General features: G+C 29.8%; 25 protein-coding genes and 2 other annotated features. All 25 genes read right to left on the reverse strand.

The genetic code is table 11. From position 1 onward, the window contains the following. Window positions 1-62 precede the first annotated feature (62 nt). The gene (gene ilvN / locus LJD34_RS10775; RefSeq protein ID WP_147580860.1) at window positions 63-551 is read right to left on the reverse strand and encodes an acetolactate synthase small subunit; all 489 of its coding nucleotides are present in this window, start codon (window positions 549-551) and stop codon (window positions 63-65) included. A gap of 13 nt (window positions 552-564) precedes the next feature. After that, the gene (gene leuA / locus LJD34_RS10780) at window positions 565-2,241 is read right to left on the reverse strand and encodes a 2-isopropylmalate synthase (RefSeq protein WP_032089417.1); all 1,677 of its coding nucleotides are present in this window, start codon (window positions 2,239-2,241) and stop codon (window positions 565-567) included. A 60-nt stretch (window positions 2,242-2,301) separates the two neighbouring features. After that, window positions 2,302-2,552: a binding site (T-box leader), on the reverse strand. A 101-nt stretch (window positions 2,553-2,653) separates the two neighbouring features. After that, on the reverse strand, window positions 2,654-3,694 hold the full coding sequence (locus LJD34_RS10785; protein ID WP_227359865.1) for a D-alanine--D-alanine ligase family protein: 1,041 nt from the start codon (window positions 3,692-3,694) through the stop codon (window positions 2,654-2,656). Window positions 3,695-3,704: 10 nt separating this feature from the next. After that, on the reverse strand, window positions 3,705-4,331 hold the full coding sequence (locus LJD34_RS10790; protein ID WP_052010785.1) for a lysozyme family protein: 627 nt from the start codon (window positions 4,329-4,331) through the stop codon (window positions 3,705-3,707). Between the two features lie 3 nt (window positions 4,332-4,334). Further along, window positions 4,335-5,666, reverse strand: coding sequence for a UDP-N-acetylmuramoyl-tripeptide--D-alanyl-D-alanine ligase (locus LJD34_RS10795; protein ID WP_227359866.1), 1,332 nt, complete (start codon window positions 5,664-5,666; stop codon window positions 4,335-4,337). Between the two features lie 9 nt (window positions 5,667-5,675). Continuing rightward, entirely contained in the window at window positions 5,676-6,866 is a 1,191-nt protein-coding gene (locus LJD34_RS10800) for a DUF5050 domain-containing protein (protein ID WP_227359867.1), read from the reverse strand. Between the two features lie 62 nt (window positions 6,867-6,928). Next, on the reverse strand, window positions 6,929-8,281 hold the full coding sequence (locus LJD34_RS10805) for a zinc ribbon domain-containing protein (RefSeq protein ID WP_227359868.1): 1,353 nt from the start codon (window positions 8,279-8,281) through the stop codon (window positions 6,929-6,931). A 50-nt stretch (window positions 8,282-8,331) separates the two neighbouring features. Beyond that, on the reverse strand, window positions 8,332-8,967 hold the full coding sequence (locus LJD34_RS10810) for a methionine ABC transporter permease (protein ID WP_227359869.1): 636 nt from the start codon (window positions 8,965-8,967) through the stop codon (window positions 8,332-8,334). Further along, a complete protein-coding gene (locus tag LJD34_RS10815) occupies window positions 8,964-9,932 on the reverse strand; it encodes a methionine ABC transporter ATP-binding protein (RefSeq protein WP_119362713.1) in 969 nt (322 codons plus the stop codon). The genes LJD34_RS10810 and LJD34_RS10815 overlap by 4 nt, the downstream gene beginning before the upstream one ends. A gap of 13 nt (window positions 9,933-9,945) precedes the next feature. Continuing rightward, window positions 9,946-10,428 carry a peptide-methionine (S)-S-oxide reductase MsrA gene (gene msrA, locus LJD34_RS10820; protein ID WP_227359870.1) on the reverse strand — a complete coding sequence of 161 codons (483 nt, stop codon included), beginning with the start codon at window positions 10,426-10,428 and terminating at the stop codon, window positions 9,946-9,948. Window positions 10,429-10,439: 11 nt separating this feature from the next. Then, window positions 10,440-11,261: a MetQ/NlpA family ABC transporter substrate-binding protein gene (locus tag LJD34_RS10825; RefSeq protein ID WP_119362711.1), complete on the reverse strand. Its 822-nt coding sequence runs from the start codon at window positions 11,259-11,261 to the stop codon at window positions 10,440-10,442. Window positions 11,262-11,319: 58 nt separating this feature from the next. Then, window positions 11,320-11,554, reverse strand: a binding site (T-box leader). Between the two features lie 49 nt (window positions 11,555-11,603). Next, on the reverse strand, window positions 11,604-11,888 hold the full coding sequence (locus LJD34_RS10830; RefSeq protein ID WP_022001628.1) for a hypothetical protein: 285 nt from the start codon (window positions 11,886-11,888) through the stop codon (window positions 11,604-11,606). A 10-nt stretch (window positions 11,889-11,898) separates the two neighbouring features. Further along, a complete protein-coding gene (locus tag LJD34_RS10835; protein ID WP_022001629.1) occupies window positions 11,899-12,117 on the reverse strand; it encodes a helix-turn-helix domain-containing protein in 219 nt (72 codons plus the stop codon). After that, a complete protein-coding gene (gene whiA / locus LJD34_RS10840; protein WP_119362709.1) occupies window positions 12,110-13,060 on the reverse strand; it encodes a DNA-binding protein WhiA in 951 nt (316 codons plus the stop codon). Before whiA ends, LJD34_RS10835 begins: the two co-directional genes overlap by 8 nt. Further along, window positions 13,060-13,908, reverse strand: a complete 849-nt coding sequence (gene rapZ / locus LJD34_RS10845) for an RNase adapter RapZ (protein ID WP_147580852.1) — start codon at window positions 13,906-13,908, stop codon at window positions 13,060-13,062. The genes whiA and rapZ overlap by 1 nt, the downstream gene beginning before the upstream one ends. 81 nt (window positions 13,909-13,989) lie before the next feature. Next, a complete protein-coding gene (gene trxB / locus LJD34_RS10850) occupies window positions 13,990-14,892 on the reverse strand; it encodes a thioredoxin-disulfide reductase (protein WP_147580851.1) in 903 nt (300 codons plus the stop codon). Beyond that, the gene (gene ppaX, locus LJD34_RS10855) at window positions 14,886-15,533 is read right to left on the reverse strand and encodes a pyrophosphatase PpaX (protein WP_147580850.1); all 648 of its coding nucleotides are present in this window, start codon (window positions 15,531-15,533) and stop codon (window positions 14,886-14,888) included. Before ppaX ends, trxB begins: the two co-directional genes overlap by 7 nt. Window positions 15,534-15,593: 60 nt before the next feature. Then, complete coding sequence (gene lgt, locus LJD34_RS10860) at window positions 15,594-16,397, reverse strand: prolipoprotein diacylglyceryl transferase (protein WP_117481803.1); 804 nt, start codon at window positions 16,395-16,397, stop codon at window positions 15,594-15,596. Continuing rightward, window positions 16,394-17,335, reverse strand: a complete 942-nt coding sequence (gene hprK, locus LJD34_RS10865; protein WP_227359871.1) for an HPr(Ser) kinase/phosphatase — start codon at window positions 17,333-17,335, stop codon at window positions 16,394-16,396. Before hprK ends, lgt begins: the two co-directional genes overlap by 4 nt. Before the next feature lie 11 nt (window positions 17,336-17,346). Continuing rightward, complete coding sequence (uvrA, locus tag LJD34_RS10870; protein WP_227359872.1) at window positions 17,347-20,166, reverse strand: excinuclease ABC subunit UvrA; 2,820 nt, start codon at window positions 20,164-20,166, stop codon at window positions 17,347-17,349. After that, window positions 20,156-21,514, reverse strand: coding sequence for a CCA tRNA nucleotidyltransferase (locus LJD34_RS16625; RefSeq protein WP_227359873.1), 1,359 nt, complete (start codon window positions 21,512-21,514; stop codon window positions 20,156-20,158). Before LJD34_RS16625 ends, uvrA begins: the two co-directional genes overlap by 11 nt. After that, a complete protein-coding gene (gene uvrB / locus LJD34_RS10880) occupies window positions 21,504-23,477 on the reverse strand; it encodes an excinuclease ABC subunit UvrB (RefSeq protein WP_032089433.1) in 1,974 nt (657 codons plus the stop codon). Before uvrB ends, LJD34_RS16625 begins: the two co-directional genes overlap by 11 nt. A 12-nt stretch (window positions 23,478-23,489) precedes the next feature. Continuing rightward, entirely contained in the window at window positions 23,490-24,935 is a 1,446-nt protein-coding gene (locus LJD34_RS10885) for a S41 family peptidase (protein ID WP_227359874.1), read from the reverse strand. A 232-nt stretch (window positions 24,936-25,167) separates the two neighbouring features. Continuing rightward, window positions 25,168-25,641 carry a hypothetical protein gene (locus LJD34_RS10890; protein ID WP_227359875.1) on the reverse strand — a complete coding sequence of 158 codons (474 nt, stop codon included), beginning with the start codon at window positions 25,639-25,641 and terminating at the stop codon, window positions 25,168-25,170. 48 nt (window positions 25,642-25,689) lie between these two features. Then, window positions 25,690-26,619 (reverse strand): AEC family transporter, encoded by a 930-nt coding sequence (locus LJD34_RS10895; RefSeq protein WP_032089436.1) that lies wholly within the window; start codon window positions 26,617-26,619, stop codon window positions 25,690-25,692. Window positions 26,620-26,786 lie beyond the last annotated feature (167 nt).

The raw sequence follows: 26,786 nt of genomic DNA on the forward strand, positions 1-26,786 counted from the left end.
ATCTAATAATGATAAGTCACAATCTGATTCATAAAAAATTTTTGCCATTTTTAATGTCCCCCTTAATTTCCTTGGCTTCCTCTATGCATTCCAACGAGTCCTGTGCGAGCAATTTCTGTCACGTTGAATCCGTTAAGCATTGTTAATAATTGATTGACTTTTCTTGTATTTCCAGTAACTTCTATAATTAATGAAGTTGGTGAAACATCGATAATATGTGCTCTAAAGATATCAACAATTGAGTTGATATTTGTTCTTTGATCAGCATTTGCATCTACTTTAATTAAGACAAGTTCTCGATAAACTGAATCATCTGGTTCAAGTTTTTCAATTTCAACGACTTCTACAAGTTTCCCTAATTGTTTTTCAATTTGCGTTAAAATTTGTTCATCACCAGTAGAAACAACTGTCATACGTGACATTCCTTTAATATTTGTTTGTCCTACTGAAATACTTTCAATGTTATATCCTCGTCTACTAAATAAACCAGCAACACGGTTTAATACCCCTGGATTATTTTCAACAAGCAATGATAAAACAAGTCTATCCATGTTTTAATCCTCCCTATTTTTTTAATTGTTTATGAATTCTATTCATAGCTGAAATAATGGCTTTAATTGTAGCTGTTGTAATATTTGGATGTACCCCTACTCCATATTCTTGAACAGCACTTCCTTTAACTCTTAAATAAACATAAGCAGCTGCTTTTGAACTAGATCCTGATGATAATGAATGTTCACTATAATCTAAGAAATGTGTATAAACAAAGCCATTTTCATTAAATGCATCTTTAACAGCATCGATTGGTCCATTACCATAACCAACAATCGTTCTTATTTCTCCATGATCTTTTAAAGTAATTTCTGCTTTTCTTTCAAATTCAGAATCATCTTCAGAAATATCAATTAATTTTTGTTTAATAAATTCATATGGTTCTTTAATATCTACATATTGTTCAATAAATGTATCGTAAACTCTTTCTGGTGAAACTTCTCCTTCTTCTTCAGAAATATCTTGAATCACTTTTGCAAAGTCTACTTGTAATCCTTTTGGTAAATGATAGCCATACATGCTTTCCATAACATAAGCAACGCCACCTTTACCAGATTGTGAATTAATACGAACAATTGGTTCATATTGTCTACCTAAATCACTTGGATCAATTGGTAAATATGGAACTTCCCACATTTTCGAATTTCTTTCTCTTAAAGCATGCATTCCTTTATTGATTGCATCTTGATGACTTCCAGAGAAAGCTGTAAAGACTAATTGTCCAACATATGGATGTCTTGGTGGAATATCCATTTTTGTACATTTTTCATAAACATGTTTAATATCATTAATACTTCCTAATTCTAATTGTGGATCAACTCCATGAGTGAACATATTTAAAGCAACAGTCACAACATCAACATTTCCTGTTCTTTCACCATTACCAAATAATGTTCCTTCAACACGATCAGCACCCGCTAATAAAGCAAGTTCAGTTGAAGCAATTCCACAACCTCTATCATTATGAGGATGAACAGAAACAATGACTCTTTCACGATCTTTGAAGTTACGACACATCCATTCGATTTGATCAGCATAAACATTTGGTGTATCCATTTCTACAGTTGAAGGTAAGTTGATAATCACTTTATTATCTTTACTTGCTCCCCATGTATCCATAACGGCTTCACATACTTCCATTGCATAATCAACTTCAGTTCCTGTAAAACTTTCTGGTGAATATTCAAGAATCACTTTTCCTTCAAATTCTTTTGATAAGTCTTTTACTAATTGAACACCATCAATTGCAATTTGTTTAATTTCATCTTTATCTTTGTTAAAGACAACATCTCTTTGTAAGATAGAAGTTGAATTGTAAACATGGACGATAGCTTTATCTAATCCTTTTAAAGCTTCAAATGTTTTTCTAATTAAATGTTCTCTTGCTTGAGTTAATACTTGAACAGTCACATCATCAGGAATTAAATTTTCTTCAATTAATAATCTTAAGAAATCATATTCAATTTGACTTGAAGAAGGAAAACCTACTTCAATTTCTTTAAATCCTAAGTCTACTAAAAGTTGAAACATTTCCACTTTTTCTTCTATTTTCATTGGTGTAATTAATGCTTGATTTCCATCTCTTAAATCAACCGAACACCAAATTGGTGCTTTTTCAATTGTTTTATCAGGCCAAGTACGGTCTTTTAATTTAATTGTTTCAAATCTCTTGTACTTTTCGTAATTCATTTCCATTTCCTCCTTAATACTATAAAAAAACTCCCGTCTCAAAATAGCCAATCCGGCCATTTTGAGGACGAGAGTTATATTACTTCGTGGTTCCACCTCAATTTGTGAATAAATCACTTTATCCACCTCGCTAAGTACGCTACATAATAGTTCATACTCTTACAAAATAACGGTTGCATACCGTAGCCACCTACTTAAGTTCAGCGCTCCACTCAAGGATGAGTTCAGTATTACTCAAACAATTCTTTCCACCAACCAGAATCTCTCTACGCCTTGAAATAGTACTTACTAGTTCCTATCGAAGTATTTATTTTATGGTTACTTGTAATGTTAGACTTTTTTTTTACTAAAGTCAATGTCTTTAAGTTAATTTAACTAATTTAAAATATATTATTATTTTAATAGTTTTTTATTATTTATCGAAAGCTAATTGAATTACTCTATCTAGTAATTCACTATAAGAAATACCAAAATCATTCATTAATTGTGGATACATTGAAATCTTTGTAAATCCAGGTAAAGTATTAATTTCATTTAAATAGATTTGATTTGATTTCTTATCTAAGAAGAAATCAACTCTTGATAGACCATGTCCATCAACTGCTTTAAATACTCTTAAAGCATATTCACGAATCTTATCTTGAATTTCTTGATCAACTAAAGCAGGAATACATGTTTTACTTTCTTCATCTTCATATTTAGATTCAAAAGTATAGAATTCACCATGAGGCATGATTTGTCCAACACGTGAAACGATTGGATCATCATTTCCTAAAACAGCCGTTTCAAGTTCGATACAATCAACACATTCTTCAACAACAATATGACGATCATATTTTGAAGCTTCAATAAGTTTTGTCATTAAATCTTCTTTATGATCACAACGATAACATCCTACACTTGATCCAGAACGACTTGCTTTAATAAAACATGGGAATCCTAATTCTTTTTCCACTGTTTTTTCAATATCTTCAATTTCATCAAATTGTTTATTGACAACAACAAGTTTTCCATCATATCTTTTTTTAACATATAAAGATTTTACTTGTGGAATTCCTGCAGTTTCTAAAATCTTCTTTGTATAAATTTTATCCATTGATACAGCAGAAGCTAAAACACGACATCCAACATAAGGAACACCTGCTAATTCAAATAAACCTTGGATTGTTCCATCTTCTCCAAAAGCACCATGTAAAATTGGTAAAACAACATCTTGTTGCTTTAATACTCCAAAAATATCTTGAATAACTTGAGAATTTTCTAACCAAGTATCTTGAGCCAAATCAGCTTGACCTTGATCTAATAAATACCAAGATCCATCTTGATCAATTCCTACTAATGTCACATCATAATGTTCTTTATTTAAATTATTCATTACTGATGTACAAGACATACGAGAAACAATATGTTCACTCGATTGTCCACCACAAACAACCATCAATTTTTGTTTCATAATAATCTCCTTAACGATATAATTCTAACCAATCATCTACTAAAGTAGTATCTTCATAATATCTTAAAACATGATATACATACTTACTATCTCCATAGACTGATACGTTATAATCCTTTTTACATTTCTCAGAAAAATCTATAGCATTTTGATAAGTATATTGCTTGTCTGTTTGTTCAACGTAATTCATATATCCAATACCATAATTATAAGATTGTAAAGCTAAAAATATTCCTTTTTCATCTTTTAAAGAACTTACATTTGCCTTTTCTAAACATTTAGCAAAGTATCGAATACCTACTTGAATAGAATATTCGGGATCACTAATAGCATTAGGTTTCTTTTCAAACTGTGTATTAAATTCACATTCAGATGATTGCATTGGATCATTTCCTTGTCCTCCAGATTCTTGCATCATCATTGCCTGTAATAATCCTAAATACTCTTCTATATCATTTTCCCTTGCATATTTTAGCATTAAATCTTCATAATTCAATACCTGAGTTGAAACCAATTTATTCTCTTGCTTAAATTGATTTTTTATAAGTTGAAAGAATGAAAAAGCCAATAAAAACAATAATGCTGCAAGAATTAACTGAAAGGGTCTTTTTAATCTTAATTTTTTCTTTTTTTTCATAACTTATATCTTTTCTACAATTTCTTTTAAATTCATAGAGTGGCTTCCTTTAACTAAAACCACATCATCATTCTTTAAAAATTGATCTAATTGTTCAATAACTTCTTGATTAGAAGTAAAATAATAAACATTCTCCATTTTTTCTTTTGCTTTTTGATACATATACTTTGCTTCTTTTCCAATACAAATCAAAACATCTATTTCTTTAGTAGCAACATAGTTTCCCACTTCTTCATGAAGTTGTTGACTATAACTTCCGAGTTCTAACATATCCGCTAAAATAGCAACTTTACGTTTTTTATAATTTGCTAGAACATCTATACTTGATTTCATTGAATCTACACTTGCATTATATGTTCCATCAATAATTGTTTTATGATTTTTTTCAAGAATATCCATTCTATTTTTAGTTAATTCAAACTCTTGTATACCCTTTTTAATATCTTCTAGAGAAATATCTAACTCTAATCCTACTGCAATTGCAATTAACGCATTAAAAACATTATGCTCTCCTTGAACAGGAACCCAAATTTTTTCACTTTGATCATGATAATGAACAATAAATGTACTGTGATCTTCAAATAATTCAATATCACTTGCTTGAATAGAAGCCCCTTCATTTTTTCCAACTCTTACAACATTTAAACGAGGTAAATCAACAGTCTGTAACATATCATTATCATTGTTAATAATTAAAGTAGATTGATCTTTCATACCATCTGTAATTTCTAACTTTGCTTTTAAAATATTTTCACGACTTCCTAGTTCACCAATATGTGCTGTTCCAACATTGGTAATACATGCGACATCAGGATGAGCAATCATAGATAATCTTGACATTTCATTTAAATGATTCATCCCCATTTCTAAGACCATGACTTCTTCATCTTGATATCTTAAAATTGTTAATGGTAGACCTGTTTCATTATTATAATTACCTTCTGTTTTTAAAGTTTTATATTTTTGTTTAACAACACTATAGACCATATCACGTGTACTTGTTTTTCCAACACTTCCTGTAACTCCCACAACCTTTACAGGGCGATGACTTCTTAAATAAATGGCCATATCTTTTAAAGCTTGATAAGTATCTTCTACTTTAATCACAATTTTATCTGGATAACTTACATCTTTAGCGGTAATAATTGCTGTTGCTCCTGTTTGAAAAGCACTTTCAATAAAATCATGTCCATCAAATCTTTCACCTTTTAAAGGAATATACATTCCTCCATTTTTCATTTGTCTACTATCTTGACTAAAGAAACAAATATCATCTTCTTTATTTCCAGAAACTAAAATACCTTTTGTTGCCTCTAATATTTCATATACTTTCATATTATTCTCCTATGCATCTTGTAAATTTTCAAATTCTTGTGCTGTATTTTCATTTAAAGCTTTATATTGCCCTTTAATATTGAAAACAATATATTTGACTCCACTTTCTTGAACATATCCTTTGGTAAATAAATCAGATCCTAAAACTTGTAAATCTGATACAACGATATTCTTAAATAAAATCTGATCATCTTTCCCATTTAAACTCATCATTTTAAGTTGGGTTCCTGTTGCATAGACAATTTTATTATTGACTAAAGCAATGGCTCTATTTTCTACTTTTTTGATTGTTTCTTGTTTTAATGTTTCTTTATTGATTTTTATAATTTGTGAATTATCAGTAAGATATAAATCTTTGTTATCAAGAGCGAATGTACATTGTTTTTCATAGAGTGTTTCTATATTTTCACCTGTAATTGTCATTCTTTTTAAAGCATATTGTTCATCATTTTTAGCTAAATAATAAATATATTTTCCATCTATTGTAATATCATAAGATGTTTCATCATTTAATTTTTGATTTGTTTGATCATCCAATGAATAACGATATAAACTTTCATGATCTTGATCTAATTGATAATAAATAACATGATTTTTTATAATTGGATAATACACATTTTCTAATATTTGGGTCGTTGTTTTTGTCTTTAAATCATAAGCTTGATAATTATATTGAGAATCACAATAATAAAGAACATGATTTTCAATACTTAAATAGCCCACACAATCGTCTATCAATACTTCACTTGTTTCTAATTCATCTAAATCGCTTACTAAAAGTTGATTATTGATAACATAATAAAGATGTTGATTATCTTTTAGATATTGTCCACCTGCTTGATTATTAGCAGAAACATTATACGTGCTCACTTTGCCTTCTAAGACATAATTTTTTTCTTGACTTGACATTGATTGTAAAGGATGACTTATCATATAACTTCCTAGAAAAACAGCTGATAAACATAAAACAGCTGAAAGTATCCAAAGAATTGGCTTTTTCCAATATCCTTTATAAGGATCTTCTTCCACTACTTCTTCTTGTGTTTGTCTCATTCCACAAGCTGGACAGACTTCTTCATTTTCAGTTAATGGTAACTGACAACGAATACAAACTTTTTTTATTGGTTTTAACTGTTTTCCACATTGAGGACAAAACAGCATATCATCTTCAACATATGTTCCACATTGACTACAATACATTCTTATCACTCCTAGTGACCTTATTCTACCACAGTCATAAAATAAAAAGAATGACTAAATTGTCATTCTTCGAAAGGTGCATATTCACCATCATAGCTACTGATAAAATAATGACGCGTATAATCATCATCATAAGTAAAGAAAATCACTTTCTCACCAATAATATAGAAATCTCTGGCATCATCATATAAAGCATAACTATCATCATCGAAATAAGCATTTAAAACATTATCATAGTTTTCACCATAAACAATGACTTTTTCATTTTCTTCATCTTGACCTACCCCAAAACGATAAATATCACTTGCTGCTTGTACAAGTTCTCCCTCATCATTACTAAAGTCTGTCTTATAGACTCCATCATATTCTCGATAATATAAGAAACCATCAATAAAATAACCATCTTCATAGCTATTCATTTTATTTTTTAAAGTTGTTCCATTAAAATCAATCAATTGACTTTCATAATCTGTATTTGTACATAAAATACGTTGATTTTGATCATCTACTGTAAACTCATAAATATTATCTTTGATTTTTTGATTATCAATAACATTTATATTTTCATCAATAGTTAAACAATAAAGAGTTTCATCTTTAATATAAAAGATTTTTTGATCTAAAACATAACAATGACTGACTTCATTTAATAGAGTTTTTCTTTTTCCATTGAAATCTAAAAAGACAAAATCACTATCATTTTCATAAAAGCATCCACGATCATCTACATAAATATGATCACAACTGCTTTCTTCTAAAACTTCTGAATTTTCAAAATGAGCATCATATTTTATTAATTGTCCATTTAAAGAAATATAGAGTTTATTTTGATAAACAAAAGCTCCGCCATCACTATTTGTAAAATTTTGATTATAATCGCCTCTAGAACTATCTTGGCTTAAATTAAAGCTTGTTAAGTCTGTATTTCCACTATCATCAAAAGATGTCGTCTCACCTGTTTCTAAACTATCTCCTATGATTCCAATAATTGCTCCTGCAATCGGAATAATTAAATTAAAGGCAACAATAATTCCTATAACTATCTTAACAATTCGTTTATTTTTTCTTACATTTGGATGATTAAACGTTTTTTTATTTTTTTGAATGGGTACATACTTATTCAAATCTTTAAAAGGCTTTTTATAATCATATGCATTCTTTTTATAATCATAACTTTCAGAAACCGTATGATAATTATGACTTGCTTCACTATGTACACTTGTATCAGGGGTTACTTTTTTTATTGGATCAGACTTACGATAAATTGTAGGACTTCCACAATTAGAACAATATTCTTGATAAGGATAAATAAGTTTTGAACAGACTGGACACGTTGTTTTCCCGATTTGTTTATGTCCACATAAATGACATTCAATGCTATTTCCTATTTCTGCTCCACAATATTTACATTTCATATTCCCACTCCTTTTTTCAATCATAACATAAAAAAGACCGCTTGGATCTTTTAAGATAATTTTTTATATAAATGATTGCCGATTGTTTGAATAATTTGTACAAAGATAATTAAGATGATACTTGTAACAACAAGATAAGGAATCTTATAAGCTTGATAGCCATAACGAATCGCTATATCTCCAAGTCCTCCTGCTCCTAAGGCACCACCCATTGCACTATAACCAATAATACTAATCATTGTAAGCGTAATTCCTGATAAAATAGCAGGAAAAGCTTCTTTTAAATAAATACGATAAATGATTTGAAAATCACTAGCTCCAAATGATTTAGCTGCTTCAATTAACCCAACATCAACACTTCTTAATGCACTTTCAATGACTCTAGCAACAAATGGAATAGCTGAAATTGTAAGTGGCACAAGAGCTGCTGTCGTTCCAATCGCTTTACCAGCAATTAATCTTGTAAGTGGAATCACAATGACCATTAAAATAACAAATGGGAAACTTCTAAAAATATTAACAAGAATATCTAAAATTGTATAAACGACCTTATTTGGTTTTAATCCATCCGGTGCAGTGAGTGTTAAAATAATTGCTGGAACAAAACCTAAAATAACAGCAAAGAAAGTTGATCCAATGACCATATATAACGTTTCATACGTTGCTTTTAAAATAACATCACTCATACAATTTCCTCCCATGTAATTTTTTCTTGATCTAAATAATTTCCTACTGCTTGTAGATCTTTTTCATCAATATTGATAATAAGGCTTCCCATCATGGAACCTCTAAAGTTTTCAAGTTTTCCTTGGCAGATATCAAAGTTGATATCAAGTGTTCTAGCAAGTTGTGTAATCGTATGTGATTTGGAATTATTATTTGTAAAGAATAATTTAATATTTTTACCAGTTTGTGGCAGAATTTCAATATCATCGCCCACAAATTTTTGAATTTCTTGATTTGGTGCCACAAAAAGTTCTTCCGGTTTACCCACTGATAAAACACGTCCATCTTTAAGAAAAGCGACTTTATTACAGATTTGTTTAATAACTTCCATTTGATGTGTGACAACTACAATCGTAATATTCATCTCTTTGTTGATTTTTAATAATAGATTTAAGATATCTCTTGTAATTTGTGGATCTAATGCTGATGTAGCTTCATCACATAAAAGAATTTCGGGATTTAAAACAAGTGCTCGAGCAATCGCTACTCTTTGTTTTTGTCCTCCACTTAATTGACGAGGATAAGCTTGACTTTTTTCTTCTAATCCCACCAATTTCAAAAGTTTTTCAATTCTCTGTTTATTTTCTAAACTATGAGGATCTTGTTTCCAAAACTTTAATGGTAAAGCAATATTATCATAAACATTTAATCTATTTAAAAGATTAAAGTTTTGAAAGATCATACCCATTTCTTTTTGAATATTACTCATTTGTTTTTTATTTAAAGATGAAATTGCTTGTCCATCAACAATCACTTCTCCTTTTTGAAAATTCTCTAGACCATTGAAACAACGTAGCAATGTTGACTTACCTGCTCCACTTTGTCCAATGATTCCAAAAATATCTCCTTTTTCTATCTTAAAAGAAATATCTTTGAGCACTTCTAAAGAGCCATAACTTTTATACAAATTTTTTATCTCAATCATAAACCTCTTCCTCTCAACCAAAAAAACATTTTCCTATATGGCAATATCCTTGGGGATTCTTTTCTAAATATTTTTGATGATATTCCTCTGCTTCATAGAAATTATCGAGTGGTTGTATCTCAACAAGCACTTTTTCTTGATAATTTTTTTGAATTTCATTTGTTTTATTTTGAATAATTTCTAAGTCACTTTCATTTGTATAATAAATACCTGTACGATAAGAAATACCTTCATCTTCACCTTGTTTATTTAAAGAAGTAGGATCAATTATTTTATAATAATCATCCAATATTTGATTTAAACTTCGAAGACTTTCATCATATTCAATTTTTACCGTTTCAACGTGTCCTGTTTTTTCTGCTTTAACATCTTCATATTTTGGATTTTCAGTATGCCCATTAGCATAACCTACTGTTGTTTTTATAATTCCATCAAATTGATCAAAATATTTTTGAACGCCCCAAAAGCATCCTCCAGCTAAATAAATAACACTCATTTTAAATCTCCTTATTTTGTAGGATCTGTAAAGACAGCTTGAACAGAACCTTTATATTTTTTGATATAATTTTTCACTTTTTTTGATTGTAATGCTTTCTTTAAAGCTTTTGCTTTAGCTGTATTTTCATTTCCTTCTTTAACTACTAAGTAATTGATATAAGGTTGTGCTTCTTCATCTGTAAAACTTTCTGTTAATAAAACGTTTGTGCTATCTCCTAAATTATGTTCTAATGCATAGTTACCATTAATAACTGCAACATCTACATCTGGTAAGTTGTTTGGTAAATTGGCTGCTTCTAATTCTTCAATTTTATAATTATGTGGATTTGCTGTAATACTTGATGCTGTATAAAGTGTATCATCGTTTAATTCAATTAAGTTATTTTTAGCAAGTAAAGCAAGTGCTCTTGATTCATTTGAACCATCGTTTGGTACAGCAATTGTAGCTCCATCTTTTAAATCATCTAATGATTTTAAGTTTTCTGAATAGAGAGCCATTGCTTCATAATGAATACCGGCTACGGCTTTTAAATGTAATTTTCTTTCTTTATTTTGTTCTTTTAAATACGCTAATGTTTGGAAATAGTTAGCATCTAAATCTCCATCTTCTAATGAAGTATTAGGTGTTACATAATCTGTAAATTCAGTCACTTCTAATGTATAACCTTCTTTTTCTAACTCATCTTTAACGACATCATTTAATATCTCCGCATGCGGTATAGCTGTTGCTCCTATTTTAATTGTTTTATCATCGTTTGATGATCCATTAGCACATCCTGCAATTGATAATGCGAATGCTGCTGATAATAATAATTTTAATCCCTTTTTCATTTTTCTTTTCCCCTTTTTCTTTTATTACAATACAACAAACAAAAAACTCGTCCTTTATACAAAGGACGAGTTACCTCGCGTTACCACCTTAATTTAAAATAACCTCACGATTATTTCCTCATCGAGTACCATCATACTCTATCACTTTAACGGGTGAATCCGTCATAGCCTAACCAACTTGGCTCGGTATGCAACTCCAAGGCCATTTTCATTTATCTTCCATGTTTCTTTTCCACCAACCAAGAACTCTCTAGGCATTTTCAATAAATTACTTTCCTTTTCAATGTCTTTTTGTATTGTTGCTATCATAGTATACCTCTATGAATTAGATGTCAATAGTTTTTATTCATTTTCATCTTTTTCTACATAATTTACATCAATAACATCGTCACTCCCATTACGGTAAGCTTGACCTGATTGATAAGCCGCTTTTTTCTCTGCTATTTCTTTTTCAATTCTTTCATTATATTCTTTCAATTGTTTTTCATATAAGTATCTTCTAATAAAAGAATAAATCACAAGAATAGCAATAATGATCCATGTAATAGGACTGAATAATAAATTTAATAATAAACTTAAAACTAAAATAACAACTGCAATAACTAAAATAATTTGATAAATTGGCATTTTTTTACTCCTATTTAGAAAAATTAAATAATTCCTTCACTTCTACTTTCAAACCATCCGCTAATTTTGAAATGGCTTTTAAAGAAATATTTCTCGTACCTCTTTCAACATCTGAAATATAATTTTTAGATAATCCTGAACGAAATGAAAGTTCTTCTTGAGAGATATGTGCTCTCACTCTTAATTCTTTAATTCGTAAACCAAATAAAATGTGAATATCTTTATTCATTTTGCATTTGCATTAATTGTGCTGCTTGTTCACTTAATTTTTTAAAACGATGATGCAATCCCGATTTACTAATCGTCAGACCTGTTTCATCTTGATAAGCATTACACAATTCATTTAATGTATAATCTGGATATTTTTTACGAATCAAAGCAACAGTTCTTGTTTTTTCATCAAGCATATCAAGTCCCATAAACATCTCAATAATACTGATATCTTCTAATTGTTTATTAGAAGAAGCCATTGATTTGACCTCATTAGCAATATCACAGTTATTCCATCTGTTTACAGTATTTGACATACTTCGATCAATACGAGTACTTTCAAAATTCATCACCGATTGGCTCGCACCAATGGCTCTTAAAAAGTCTCCTATCTTCTCTGCCGATTTTAAATATATAACATATTTGTTTCTTCTTTTTGTCATTTTGGCATTTAAATGAAAATAATTCATTAATTCTTGAATAAATAACGCATATTCTTCTTCATCAACAGATAACTCTAAATGATAATTCGATGTTTCTGGGTTATTGACAGATCCTCCAGATAAAAAGATACCCGCTAAAAATGCTCTTTTACAACATTCTTTTTGAATTATTTTTTTATCAGGAAGTGTATGGAAACCTAATCCATTCATTAAACCTAAATCATCTAAGATTTCTCTTGCTTTTGAGACTTTAAGAATATAGATATTATTTTTTTGTAATTTCATTTTTCTAGAAACAAGAAACTCTATATGAGGATGATACACTTCTTTTAACATTTTATGAACTTTAGATGCTATTTTTGCATTTTCTGTTCTTATTGTAAGTAATAAACCTTGATTTGATAAAGAAAGTGTTCCATTGACTTTAATAATTGCTGATAAAATAGCTTTTTGACAACAAATATCAAAATCATTAAAAACAACTTCCTCTTTAACTTGTCTAGCAAATGATACTTTCATTAATGAACAGCATCCCTGTGTAGACGATGAACATGATACTTTTGACTATAGTGATCTGCAAAATAATTTGTTAAGCTCACTGAACGATGTTGTCCACCAGTACATCCAATACCAATGACAACATGCGTCTTTCCTTCTTTATCATATTCTTCTAATAAATAATCTAATAAATCTGTCATTTTTTGAATAAAGACTTGGGTTTCAGGTTTATCTATTACATAATCATAAACTTCTTTATCGTTTCCAGTAAGATTTCTAAGTTCCTCTATATAGAAAGGATTTGGTAAAAAACGCACATCAAAAAGTAAATCTGCATCTTTAGGTATACCATGTTTATATCCAAAGGATACAAAACTTATTCTAAATGGATCTATAGATTGGTGATTAAATTGGTTTTCTAATAACTGTTGGAACTTATTTCCTTTTAGATTTGTTGTATCAATAACCATATTTGCTTCTTTAGAAATAGGTCTTGCTAATTTTCTTTCATATCCAATAGCTTCTACAAGTGTAGCGGCTTTATTAGAAATCAAAATAGGATGTGTTCTCCTTGTTTCTTTATATCTTTTTAAAATAATATTATCATCACAGTCCAAGAAAATAACCGACACATTTAGCCAATCTACATTATTTAAAAAACGAATGGCTTTTGGCGCATCAGCTAAACTTACTGCCATTGCTATTCTTTGATAATTCGTATTATCCTTTAAAAATTCTGAAAATGCTCCTAATAAAGCAATTGGATAATTATCAATACAACAATAAGCCATATTTTCAAAAGCGGCCATCGCTGTTGTTTTTCCAGCACCTGACATACCTGTAACAATGACAATCTCAATTTTATCCATAATACCTCTCCTTTCTATTTTTCGTATCTATTCTATCAAAATTCATCTATAAATAAAAGCCAGATGTAACCATCTGAACTTTTATTTTAATGAAGCAATGTATTGTCCAGCAATAGCACCATCATTTGTAGCCGTAACAACTTGTCTTAATTGTTTATTTCTTACATCTCCTGCTACAAAGATTCCTTTAACAGCTGTTTCCATATTTTCATTTGCATCTATATAACCTGCTGAATTGACAATTCCTAATGATTTTGCACATTGTGTCATAGGATCCAAACCAATAAATGGGAAAATACCATTGACCATTAATTCTTCTTTTTCACCTGTCTCACTATTTTCTAAAACAAGACCTTTTACTTTGTTATCTTCTTCTAAAATCTCAGCTGGTTTTCTTTTAAAATGAACTTCAATATTTTCACTTTTTAATAAACGGTCTTGAATAATTTTATCAGCTCTAAAAACATCTCGTCTTACAATTAAATGTACTTTTTTACATAATGTTGCAAGATACATTGCTTCTTCAAGCGCTGAATTTCCACCACCGATGACAGCAACTTCTTGATTTTTAAAGAAAGGACCATCACAGACAGCACAATAAGAAATTCCACGTCCAACAAGTTCATTTTCTTTTTCAAGATTCATTTGTCTTTCTTTTGTACCTGTCGCAATTAAAACATATTTTGTTTGATATGTTTGTTTAGCAGTGACAACTTCTTTGTAATCTCCGTAATCTTTAATATCTAAAACTTCACCATATTCCATTTTTGCTCCAAAACTCAAGGCACTTTCATACATTGTAAAAGCAATTTCTGGGCCTGGTGTTGGTTTAAGTCCAGGATAGTTTTCAATTTGGGCAGTAACATTTAATTTACCACCTGGAGCTGCACTATCAAATATTAAAACATCTAATCCCGCACGACTCGCATATAAACAAGCACTTAACCCCGCAGGTCCAGCACCAATAATTATTAAATCTAACATTTTTCTTTCTCCTTTATATAATTTATAAATTCTTGATAATCATTAATTAACAAATCTGGATGTTCTTTTTCTATAAGAGCATATCCTTTAGGTGACCATTTCACTCCTACTGTTTTAATTCCCGCATTTTTACCTGCTTGAATATCAGTTACATTATCACCTACATAATAACCTTCTTGACAATTTAATTTTTTTAATGCACATAATATTCCTTCAGGATCAGGTTTTGAACGTTTCACATCATTTTCTCCAATGATGACATCAAAATATGGCGTTATATTAAATAAATCCAATCCTAATATAGCTGCTTCTTTATATTTTGTTGTAACTACAGCTAGAGGAAAGTCTTGTGCTTTTAAATATTTTAACATTTCTTCAACATATGGATAAATTGTGACATAATCTTCATGATGTGCATGATTATATTCTCGATAATATTGAATTAATTCATCCACTTGATCTTCTTCTACATATCGACTAAAGGTATTTTTTAAAGAAGGCCCTAGAAATGAAAGCAGTTCTTCTTCACTTAAAGTATAACCTGGTTTATATTTTTTAAATGTGTGTATAAATGATTTTTTTATTAATAAATTTGTATTTAAGAGTGTTCCATCTAAATCAAAAATAATTGCTTTTTTCATACTTTTCTCCTTAATGTAAATTATTATATCTATTTTACAAAAAAAAGATAGTCTTATGCACTATCTTTCCTCCAATACATCTTGTCCTTTAAAATGACAATAAATAAATCCTATTAAACCAACAATAACAAATACAATAGAAACAAGTTGTGCTGTTTTTAATCCAAAAACATATAAACTATCTGTTCTAAATGCTTCTATGAAAAAACGAATAACTCCATACCAAATAAAATAAGTAAAAAACTGAATTCCTTGTTTTTGTTGGTACTTTCTAATAATAAAGAAAATAATTAAAAAACCAATCACACATCCTAAGGATTCATATAAAAATGTAGGTTGATAATATTGACCATGAATATACATTTTATCAATGATAAACTGTGGTAAATGAAGTGCTTTTAAGAAACTTAAATCAACTGCACTTCCATAAGCTTCTTGATTAAAGAAGTTTCCCCATCTCCCACATGCTTGGGCAATAAGGACACCTGGCATGATGGCATCCCCCGCAACAAGAAATGAAATATTTCTTTTTTTAAAGAAGAAATAACTATAAATAAGTCCTGTGATAAGTCCTCCTTGAATAGCAAGTCCTCCATGATTGATCATAATGATTTCCATCGGATTATTAGCATACAATTCATTCCACATAAAAATCACATACCAAATTCTAGCACCAATGATTCCTACAAATAATAAACCAAAAACATAATCAGAAAGTATTTCTTTTGAATAACCTAATTTTTTAAAATGATATTGCCCTAAAAAATAAGCAATTGCTGCACCTGTCAATATACAAACTGCATACCATTGTATAGAAAGTGGTCCAATTTCTATAAAGGTATTAAAACTTGGGAAGAATCTCATTGTTCTTGTTTATTATGATCAATATTTTTAAGAATACGTTCAACAAATTCTTTACTTGAATCAATACCTACGTCACGTAAACGCATATTCATAACTGCCGCTTCAATAATAACCGACATACTACGACCACTTGATACAGGAACAACTATTTTAGGAATTTTAATTCCTAAAACATCTTCTGAAATATCATTTTCTTCAACCCCTACACGTGTATATTCACGTGATGGTACCCAACGTTCTAGCTGAATCACCAAATCAACATCATTTCTATCTAAAATAGCAGAAATACCAAACATCTTAGAAACATCAATAACCCCAATTCCTCTAATTTCTAATAAATTAGCAAGAACAGCAGGTGCTTTACCAACGATTTTTTGTCCTATACGATAAAGTTCTACAGCATCATCAGCAACTAATAAATGGCCTCTTTTAACAAGTTCTAAAGCAATTTCTGATTTACCGATTCCACTATCCCCTTTAATAATGACACCTTTACCATGAATATTTAGAAAAACACCATGCATTAATGTTTCTCTTGCAAGTTTTTCTTCTAAAGTATTCATAAGTTCACTTGATACAACACCTGTAATCATTTCTGTTTGAAAAATTGGAAAGTTTCTTTCATCAGCAATATTTTTTAATACTTCAGGACAAGGATGTCCTTTACAAATTAGAATACAAGGTACTTCTTCATTAATTAAACACGGAAAGATTTCTTTTTGTCTTTCTTCTGTCATCTCAGCAATAAAAGCCATTTCTTTATCACCAAAGACAATAATTCTTCTAAAGTCACTATGTTTAAAGAATCCTGCTAATTCAAAACCTGGTCGATTGATTTCACCAGTTAAAATAACTCTTTTTAAAGATTCTTCATTTCCTGTAACTTGTTGATAATTTTTATTATTCCCTAATAATTTTTCTACTGTAATTGATTTCATCTTTTTTCTCCTTAAAGCATTGATTTCAAGAACTGACCTGTATAACTTTTTTCACACTTTGCTACTTTTTCTGGAGTACCTGTAACAACAATTGTTCCTCCTCCAGCTCCACCTTCAGGTCCTAAATCAATGATATGATCTGCTACTTTAATAACATCTAAATTATGTTCAATAACAATAATTGTATCTCCTTGATCAACAATACGTTGTAAAACATCGATAAGTCTTGCAACATCATGACTGTGTAATCCAGTTGTTGGTTCATCAAGAATATAAACAGTTTTTCCTGTTGACTTCTTTTGTAATTCACTTGCAAGTTTAACTCTTTGAGCTTCTCCACCAGAAAGAGTTGTTGCACTTTGACCAAGTTTAATATAACCAAGACCAACATCATAAAGTGTTTGGATCTTATTTCTAATTTTTGGTAAATTATCAAAGAAATCTACCGCTTCTTCTACTGTCATTTCTAAAACATCATAAATATTTTTATCTTTATAAGTCACTTGTAAAGTTTCTTCATTATATCGTTTACCTTCACATTGTTCGCAAGGAACGTAGACATCTGGTAAAAAGTGCATTGAAATTTTCTTTAGTCCATCACCTTGACACGCTTCACAACGACCACCTTTAACGTTAAATGAGAATCTTCCTTTATCATAACCTCTCATTTTCGCTTCATTTGTTTGTGCAAATAAATCACGAATATCATCGAAGACACCTGTATAAGTTACTGGATTTGAACGTGGTGTTCTTCCAATTGGATCTTGTGAAACTTCTATGACTTTATCAATATTTTCAATTCCCAAGATTTCTTTATGTAAGCCTGGTCTCTCTTTTGATTGATAAACATATCTCATTAATGATTTTCCTAAAATATCATTCACTAATGTTGATTTACCACTTCCTGATACTCCTGTAACGACATTGAATTTACCAAGAGGAAATTTAACATTAATATTCTTTAAATTGTGTTCCTTAGCCCCTTTGACTTCAATAAATAAGCCATTCCCTTTACGTCGTTTTTGAGGAACTTCAATCTTTCTATTTCCAGATAAATATTGTCCTGTAATAGAATCTTTACAATTCATAACTTCTTCTGGTGTCCCTGCACAAATGACTTGTCCACCATGAACACCAGCTCCTGGACCAATATCAACAATAAAATCTGAAGCTCTCATTGTATCTTCATCATGTTCAACAACGAGAACGCTATTTCCCAAATCTCTAATATCTTGTAAAGATTTAATAAGCTTTTCATTATCTCTTTGATGTAAACCAATAGATGGTTCATCTAAAACATATAATACTCCCGTAAGACGTGTTCCAATTTGAGTTGCTAGACGGATACGTTGAGCTTCTCCACCAGATAATCCTCCTGCACGTCTAGCAAGTGTTAAGTAACCAAGACCAACATTATTTAAGAATGTAAGACGATCATTGATTTCTTTAACAACTAATCGAGCAATATTCATTTCATAGTCTGTTAATTTTATATTTTGAATAAAATGTAAAGCATCCTCAATTGATTGTTCTGTAAATTCAGCAATATTTAAACCACCGACTCTTACAGAAAGAACTTGATCATTAAGTCTTCTTCCCTTACATGTAGGACAAGTATGTTCTGACATAAAGGATGCATACCATTCTTTTGACCATTTTGAAGTTGTTTCTTCATATCTTCTTGCAATTAATGTTCTCACACCTTCAATAAATTTTGTTGTACGTGAGACATTTCCACTATCTGATACGATTTCATAACTAATAGGTTCTCTCGAACCATCAAGAATATAACTTAATTCTTGTTTTGTAAAATCTTTTAATGGTTTATCTAAATCTATTTTATATTTCTTACAAAGAACTAAAAATCTTTGCCATTCAATACGATTTGTTCCGACTGCTGTTTTAAAATAACGAAGTCCACCTTCATTAATTGATTTACTCCAATCTGGAATCAATAAATCAACATCCACTTCATTTTTAATCCCTAATCCACGACAATCCGGACAAGCTCCTAATGGATTATTAAATGAAAATAAACGTGGTTCTAATTTAGGAACAGAAAAACCACAAATTGGACAAGCAAGATGTTCACTAAAAAGTTCTTCTGTTTTTGTTGTTAAGTTTTGAACAATGACTTCTCCACCCGTTAGTTTCAAACCGACTTCTAAAGAATCTACTAAACGACTACGATAACCTTCCTTTTTGATAATACGATCAATAACGACATCAATATCATGTTTTTTATTTTTATCAAGTTCGATTTCTTCATCTAACATGTAATTTTGTCCATCAACAACCACACGTAAATAACCATCTTTTAATAAGTCCGCAAAATAATCTTTAAAAGTTCCTTTCTTTCTTTTAACAACTCTTGCGACAACCATTAAACGATTGCCATCAGCGTATTGGTCAATCGTATCTGCCATTTGTTTAATTGTTTGACTTTCAATAACAACATCATGTTTAGGACAATAAGCTTTTCCTACACGTGCATATAACAATCTTAAATAATCATAGATTTCTGTAACTGTTCCTACAGTTGAACGTGGATTGTTAGAAGTTGTTTTTTGATCAATTGCAATAGCAGGTGATAAACCTTCAATCGCATCAACATCTGGTTTTTCCATATTGCCTAAAAACTGTCTTGCATAAGCACTTAGTGATTCTACATATCTTCTTTGTCCTTCAGCATAAATTGTATCAAAAGCTAAAGATGTTTTCCCTGAACCAGAAAGACCTGTCATAATAACAAGTTTATTTTTAGGAATATCGATATTAATGTTTTTTAAATTATTTTCTCTTGCTCCTCGAATAATTAATTTATTTTCCATCTTTTCTTCCTTTCAATAATTGAATAACACTTTCTTTGTCATGCCCTCTCATTTGTAAATCATAGGCCCAATCAAGTAATTCTTTAAAATCTTGATTAGGTTTAAATCCTAATTCTATTAAGAGTTTACCATCCACAAAAGGTTTTAATGCATGATTTCCACATCTTGAAACCTTTTCTTCAACATAAGTATCTAATGTTGAAATTGTTTCTGGACGATTTGCAAGTCGTCCTAACTTATCACATTTCGACATACATACTAAATCGTTTAAAGGAAAAATTCCTTCTATTCCTTTTAATAATTTATAGTAACTATAATCTTTGCTTTGATTTCTTACCATATTCATCAAATGCATATGATAATAGATCATTGTACGAATATATTTTTTCATTTTTTTATTTGTAAAAAAATGACTAAAATATTGATTAAAAACTTTTACACCACTTTCATTATGCCCTGGTGCTTTTCCTTCAGGAGTTGTTACTAATGGTTTTCCTATATCATGAAGTAAAGCACTCCACATGAAAGCAAGTGGCCAACTTGTTTTATCTTTACATAAAGCAGCTAAGTCAACAACTAATAAAGTATGATTCATCACATTTCCTTCAGGATGAAAATCTAATCTTTGAGGACATGTTGCTAATGTTTCTAAAGGACGAATAAGAGCATTGAGTTCTAATAAGAATTTTAAACCCATTGATGGATGTGAAGACATCAATAACTTATTATATTCTTGTTGAATTCGTTCTAAAGATAAATATTGTAAAACTCCTTCATTGACCATTTTTTGACAAATCTCTTTTGTTTTTAAATCCACTTGAAATTCAAAACGAGCCATAAATTGAGCTAATCTTAATACTCTTAAAGGATCTTCATAAAATGTTTTTTCATCAACCATTTTTAAACATTTATTTTTAATATCTTCTTGTCCTTGATAATAATCTATCAGCTTTTCATTTTGATAATCATACATCATTGCATTGATTGTAAAATCTCTTCTACGACATGCTATTTTCATATCTAAATTTTTATGAACTTCTACCTCAAATTCTCGATGTGTTTGTCCTTTTTTTCTTTCAATACGAGGTAAAGCAAAATCAAAGTTTGGTAAACAATCCAATTTTAAAATACCAAAACTTTTACCTACCTCGTTTACTTTTCCATATTGAGATAAAATATCAATAATCTCATCTATTTCTAGATCATAGATTTCTACATCTACATCATGGTAATCTACCTTTTGATACATCACCATATCTCTAACAATACCACCTACAAGATAAACTCGACCCTTTTTAGATAAAGAATCTAAAACACTTTTTTCTAAATGATTAAACTCAAACTTCACCTTGCAACTCCAACATCATATCTCTAAGTTCCATTGCTCTTTCAAAATCAAGTGCTTTTGCTGCTTCTTTCATTTGTTTTTCAAGTTCTTTAATAAGTGTTTCTTTATCTTTCTTCTTCGCTTTCTTACCTTTTTTAACAAGAGAAATGGCTTCATCCACATTTTCTTGTCCATGGATAGCTTCTCTAATTTCCTTTTTGATTGTTTGAGGAATAATACCATGTTCCTTATTATATTTTTCTTGTATTTCACGACGTCTTGCTGTTTCATCAATGGCCTTTTGCATAGAATCAGTAATTTTATCACCATACATAATAACTTTACCATGACTATTTCTAGCAGCACGTCCAATAGTTTGAATCAATGATCTTTCCGATCTTAAAAAACCTTCCTTATCAGCATCTAAAATACAAACAAGAGAAACTTCTGGTAAGTCTAATCCTTCTCTTAACAAGTTGATACCCACTAAAACATCATATTTTCCAAGACGTAGATCTCTTAAAATTTCTGTTCTTTCTAATGTTTTAGTATCACTATGCAAATAAGCAACTTTTAACCCAAGTTCTACAAGATAAGCACTGAGGTCTTCTGCCATTCTTTTAGTAAGTGTGGTAATCAATACACGTTCATTTTTTTCAATACGTTGATGAATTTCATCAATAATATCATCTACTTGACCATCAATAGGTCTTACTTCTATGATTGGATCTAATAGCCCTGTTGGTCTAATAATTTGTTCAACAACTTGATGATGGACCTTATCTAGTTCATAATCACCTGGCGTTGCAGAAACAAAGATAGCTTGATGAATCAAATCTTCAAACTCTTCAAAAACAAGTGGTCTATTATCCAAAGCACTTGGAAGTCTAAAACCATATTCTACTAATGTTTCTTTACGAGAACGATCCCCATTATACATTCCTCTAATTTGTGGAAGCATAACATGACTTTCATCTACGACAAGTAAAAAATCTTTAGGAAAATAATCAATCAATGTATAAGGTCTTTGACCTGCTTTTCGTCCATCGATATGTCGTGAATAATTTTCAATTCCTGGACACATTCCCACTTCTCTTAACATTTCCACGTCATGTCTCGTTCTTTGATCAAGACGTTCGTACTCTAATAGCTTTGTTTCATCTTTAAAATACTGTAATCGTTCTTCTAATTCCTTAGAAATCGTATCACAAGCTTTTAACATTTGTTCCTTTTTCGTTACATATCCATAAGCAGGATAAATAGTATACGTATTATAAGAACCTAAAATATGTCCTGTAAGGGGATCTACTTCGCAAATACGTTCTACTGTATCTCCAAATAATTCAATACGAATCAAATAACTTTCACTATGTCCTGGAACAATTTCAATAACATCACCACGAACCCTAAAAGTTCCTTTAGTTTGTTCAATATCATTTCTTTGATATTGACGATCGACTAAAAATGTCAATAATTCTCTACGATCAATATCTTGATCAACACGTAATGAGAAAATCATTTCTTTATACTGTTCAGGATTTCCAAGTCCATAAATAGAAGCAACTGAAGCAACAACAATGACATCTTCTCTTTCAATAAGTGAATTCATTGCTGCTGAACGCAACATTTCAATTTCATAATTTGTTTTTGCATTTTTATCAATATAGAGATCTCTACCTGGAATATAAGCTTCTGGTTGATAAAAATCGAAGTTTGAAATAAAGTACTCTACTCTATTTTCAGGAAAAAATTCTTTTAACTCTGAATATAATTGTCCTGCTAATGTTTTATTATGTGCTAAAACCAACGTTGGTTTATTATATTCTTTGATAACATTAGCAACAGTAAATGTTTTTCCTGTTCCAGTTCCCCCAAGTAAGACTTGTTCCTTTTTACCTGCTTTTAAACCATCTACAAGTTCTTGAATAGCTTGAACTTGATCTCCCATTGGTTGAAAAGGAGAAACGAGTTTAAACTGAGACATAGTTTCACCACCTTATTTTATGATTTTCATTAACTGATCATACTGTTTATCATTTTCATGATTATTGATATAAATCATCATTCTTGCAACCAGCATTTGTTTATCACTTTGACTATACTCTCCATCTACGTTTAAATGATTATCTGTTTCAAATTGTTGTAATGCTGCTTGTGTATTAACTGAAAAATAACCATCTTCTCGATCAACAGAATATCCTAAAATATTGAGCATCTTTTGCATAGATTTAATACGTGTATTTACACAATCAACTTTTAAGGTTTCTTTTACATCTTTTGTTGTAATTCCTGATAATGAAACATTATCAACTTCTTCATCAGGTGTTAGACCCTTTCCATTAATACATGTCCCATTAGGAATCATCCATTTAGCATACGTATACTTTAAAACTGATCCATCAGAAAGCGTTTTTTGAGTTTGTGCACTTCCTTTTCCATAAGTTGTTTTTCCAATAAGTTGATATCCTTTTTCACTTTGTAAAGCTCCTGCTGTTAATTCAGAAGCACTTGCTGTATTTTCATTTACAAGAATATAACCATTTTCAAATTCATATTTTTTATCTGATTCTGCATAATATTTTTTTGCTGCACTATTTTTTTCTTTCATTTGATAAATTACTTCATCTGAAGTAAAGAATAAATCTAAAATATCTGTAGCAGCTGTTAAATAGCCTCCACCATTATCTCTTAAATCAATAACTAATGTTTGAATATTTTTCTTTTTAAACATTTCTAAGGCTGTTTCTACTTGCTTAGCAGTATCTGTTCCAAAAGTTGATAATTCAATATATCCAAAAGATACATTTCCTTGTTTTCTTATTTCATAAAAAGCAGAAGTATCTAATGCGCCTCTTGTAACTGTCACATCACTTGTTTTTTGATTACTTAAAATCGTTAATGTAACTTCTGTTCCATCTTCACCTCGCACGTAGTCTCTTACTTGATCAGTACTTGCTTGTGCTAATTCATTTCCATCCGCTTTCGTGATAATATCGCCAACTTTTAAGCCTGCTTTACTTGCTGGTGAATCACTATATACTTTAGTAATCATGGCCCCTTGTTCTACCATAGAAAAACCTACACCGATGCCTTGATAATTTCCAGCAACTGTTTGATTAAATTCAACAGCTTCTTTGCTTGTTAGATAACTTGAATGAGGATCATTTAATCCTGCAACCATTCCTTCAATAGCAGAGGTATTTAAACTTACATCTTGATCATTCGTATTTACCCAATACTTATCTAAAGTATCATAAACTTCATTAATAATACTGCTATCATTTTTACTTTTAACAATAACATTCTTTTTTGAAACATAGCCTGCAAAATACCCAATTGCAAGACAGACAATAATCAAAATAACAATTAAAACTTCTTTGATTGGTCTTTGTTTTGTTTCTTGTTTTACTTCTTTTTTTGGCGGTCTAATAAAATCATCCATCATTTTCACCTCACCATAACATATTATCATATTTTAAAGTGCATTAATATCATTTATCAAAACCTATTTATTAGTTTCTTTTTTAGACACATTATATCGTTTTTTTATTCATAAGTCACGCTTTTTGCATAGCTCATTTATTTTTTTGGCGTATTTTTTGAGTAATTGTCTTCATATATGAATGAAATGGTTTCACCTTTTCTTGATGACCACCAACATATTCTTTAAAACATTATGCAAAATATTCTTTTTTTGTCTTTTGATTAAATAATGTTCTATATTTCTTATATAACTCTGTAAACTGTTTAGAAGAACTAAATTGATGTTTTTCATCAAAATAATGACCTAATTCATGAATAATTACTCCTTCACTTGTCACATTATCAAGATGTGGATGAACTAAACGAATCGTTTTAGGAGGAATCATTTCCCCTGAAATAATCAAATCATTCTTTTTAATACTGTAGTTATAAAGTTCTATCTTCCCGCCAGTATTAAAAAAGATTTCTAAAAACTGTTGATCAAAATGATAATGATATCCTCCTTGGAGTTCTTCTTTAATATAGCTATCACCAAATTCATTAGTTTCTAACCAACTATCTTTAAATTCTTTTTCTACATAAACATGTTTTTGGATTTCTATCATTGATGTTTTAGAGGAACACCCTGTAAGAAGTAATAATAAAATACATAATATTTTTTTCATGTCTAACTCCTTTTATTAAACTATAAATAAAAAAGGTATCTCTACCTTTTATAATAATTGATAAATCATAATCATGAATGGCATCGTAATAATACTAAAAATAACCCCCATTACATTCATAATACTTGCATACCCTGGATGTTTATTATAGAGTTGTGCAAATTGTGTAATTGTTGCCGCTGGTGGTGCAGATGCAGCTAAAATTGTAATCAACAAAATTTTGTCAGCATCAACTGTTAAACGAGACATACCTGTAAATTTAAAAATAAGAATCATAATTAATGGAAAGACAACTAATCTAAATAAAGAAATTAAATATGTTCTCTTTTCTACAAAAATACTCCTTAAATCCATTTCTCCAATAAGCATTCCAATAACAATCATCGCTAATGGTCCCATCATACTTCCTACTTTAGAAAAAGTATCAACAAGTAAAGATGGTAATTGTAATTGGAACATAAAAAGACAAATTCCAATAATGATAGCAATAATATTAATATTTAATAGAATCTTTTTTATATCAAATGATGGTTCATTACAAACAAGACTTTTAGCATGTGTCCATAATAAAATAGTTTGTATAACCATATAACCACTTGAATAAATGACCCATTCATTTCCTAAAATGGCTCCTACTAAAGGAATAATTAAATTACCAGAATTTGAATAAATAAGTGTTGCTTTTTCAATAGGTGTAAAACCAAAAATTTTTCCTAATAAATTAGCAAATGGAATAAAAATGATATGTACTAAAATAGCCCCTAAAAAAGATATTCCTAAACCAATCAACTTATCTGATGTAAAATCAATCATAAAAGAATTGATAATGGCACAAGGGCATGCAACATATAAAAGTAAAATAGATAATACTTTACTATTTTCCGCTGTTAAAACTCGACCTCTTACAAGCAAAAAGCCAAAAAAAATCATAATAAATAATTGACATATTTGTTGAATTAACAAAATACTTAATTCCATTATATTCACCTCAAGGGATAGTTTATACTAATTATTTTAAATATGTAAAAGCTTTCATTATTTGAAAATAAAAAACCACTTAAAATAAAAAACCACTTAAGGAAAAATTCTTAAAACATAAAAAAAAAGAAGGAACTGGCAACGAGCTATTTTCGCACAATGTACTA

The organism is Faecalibacillus sp. MSK20_93 (assembly GCF_020589945.1).
GTDB classification, from domain to species: Bacteria; Bacillota_I; Bacilli_A; order Erysipelotrichales; family Coprobacillaceae; genus Faecalibacillus; species Faecalibacillus intestinalis.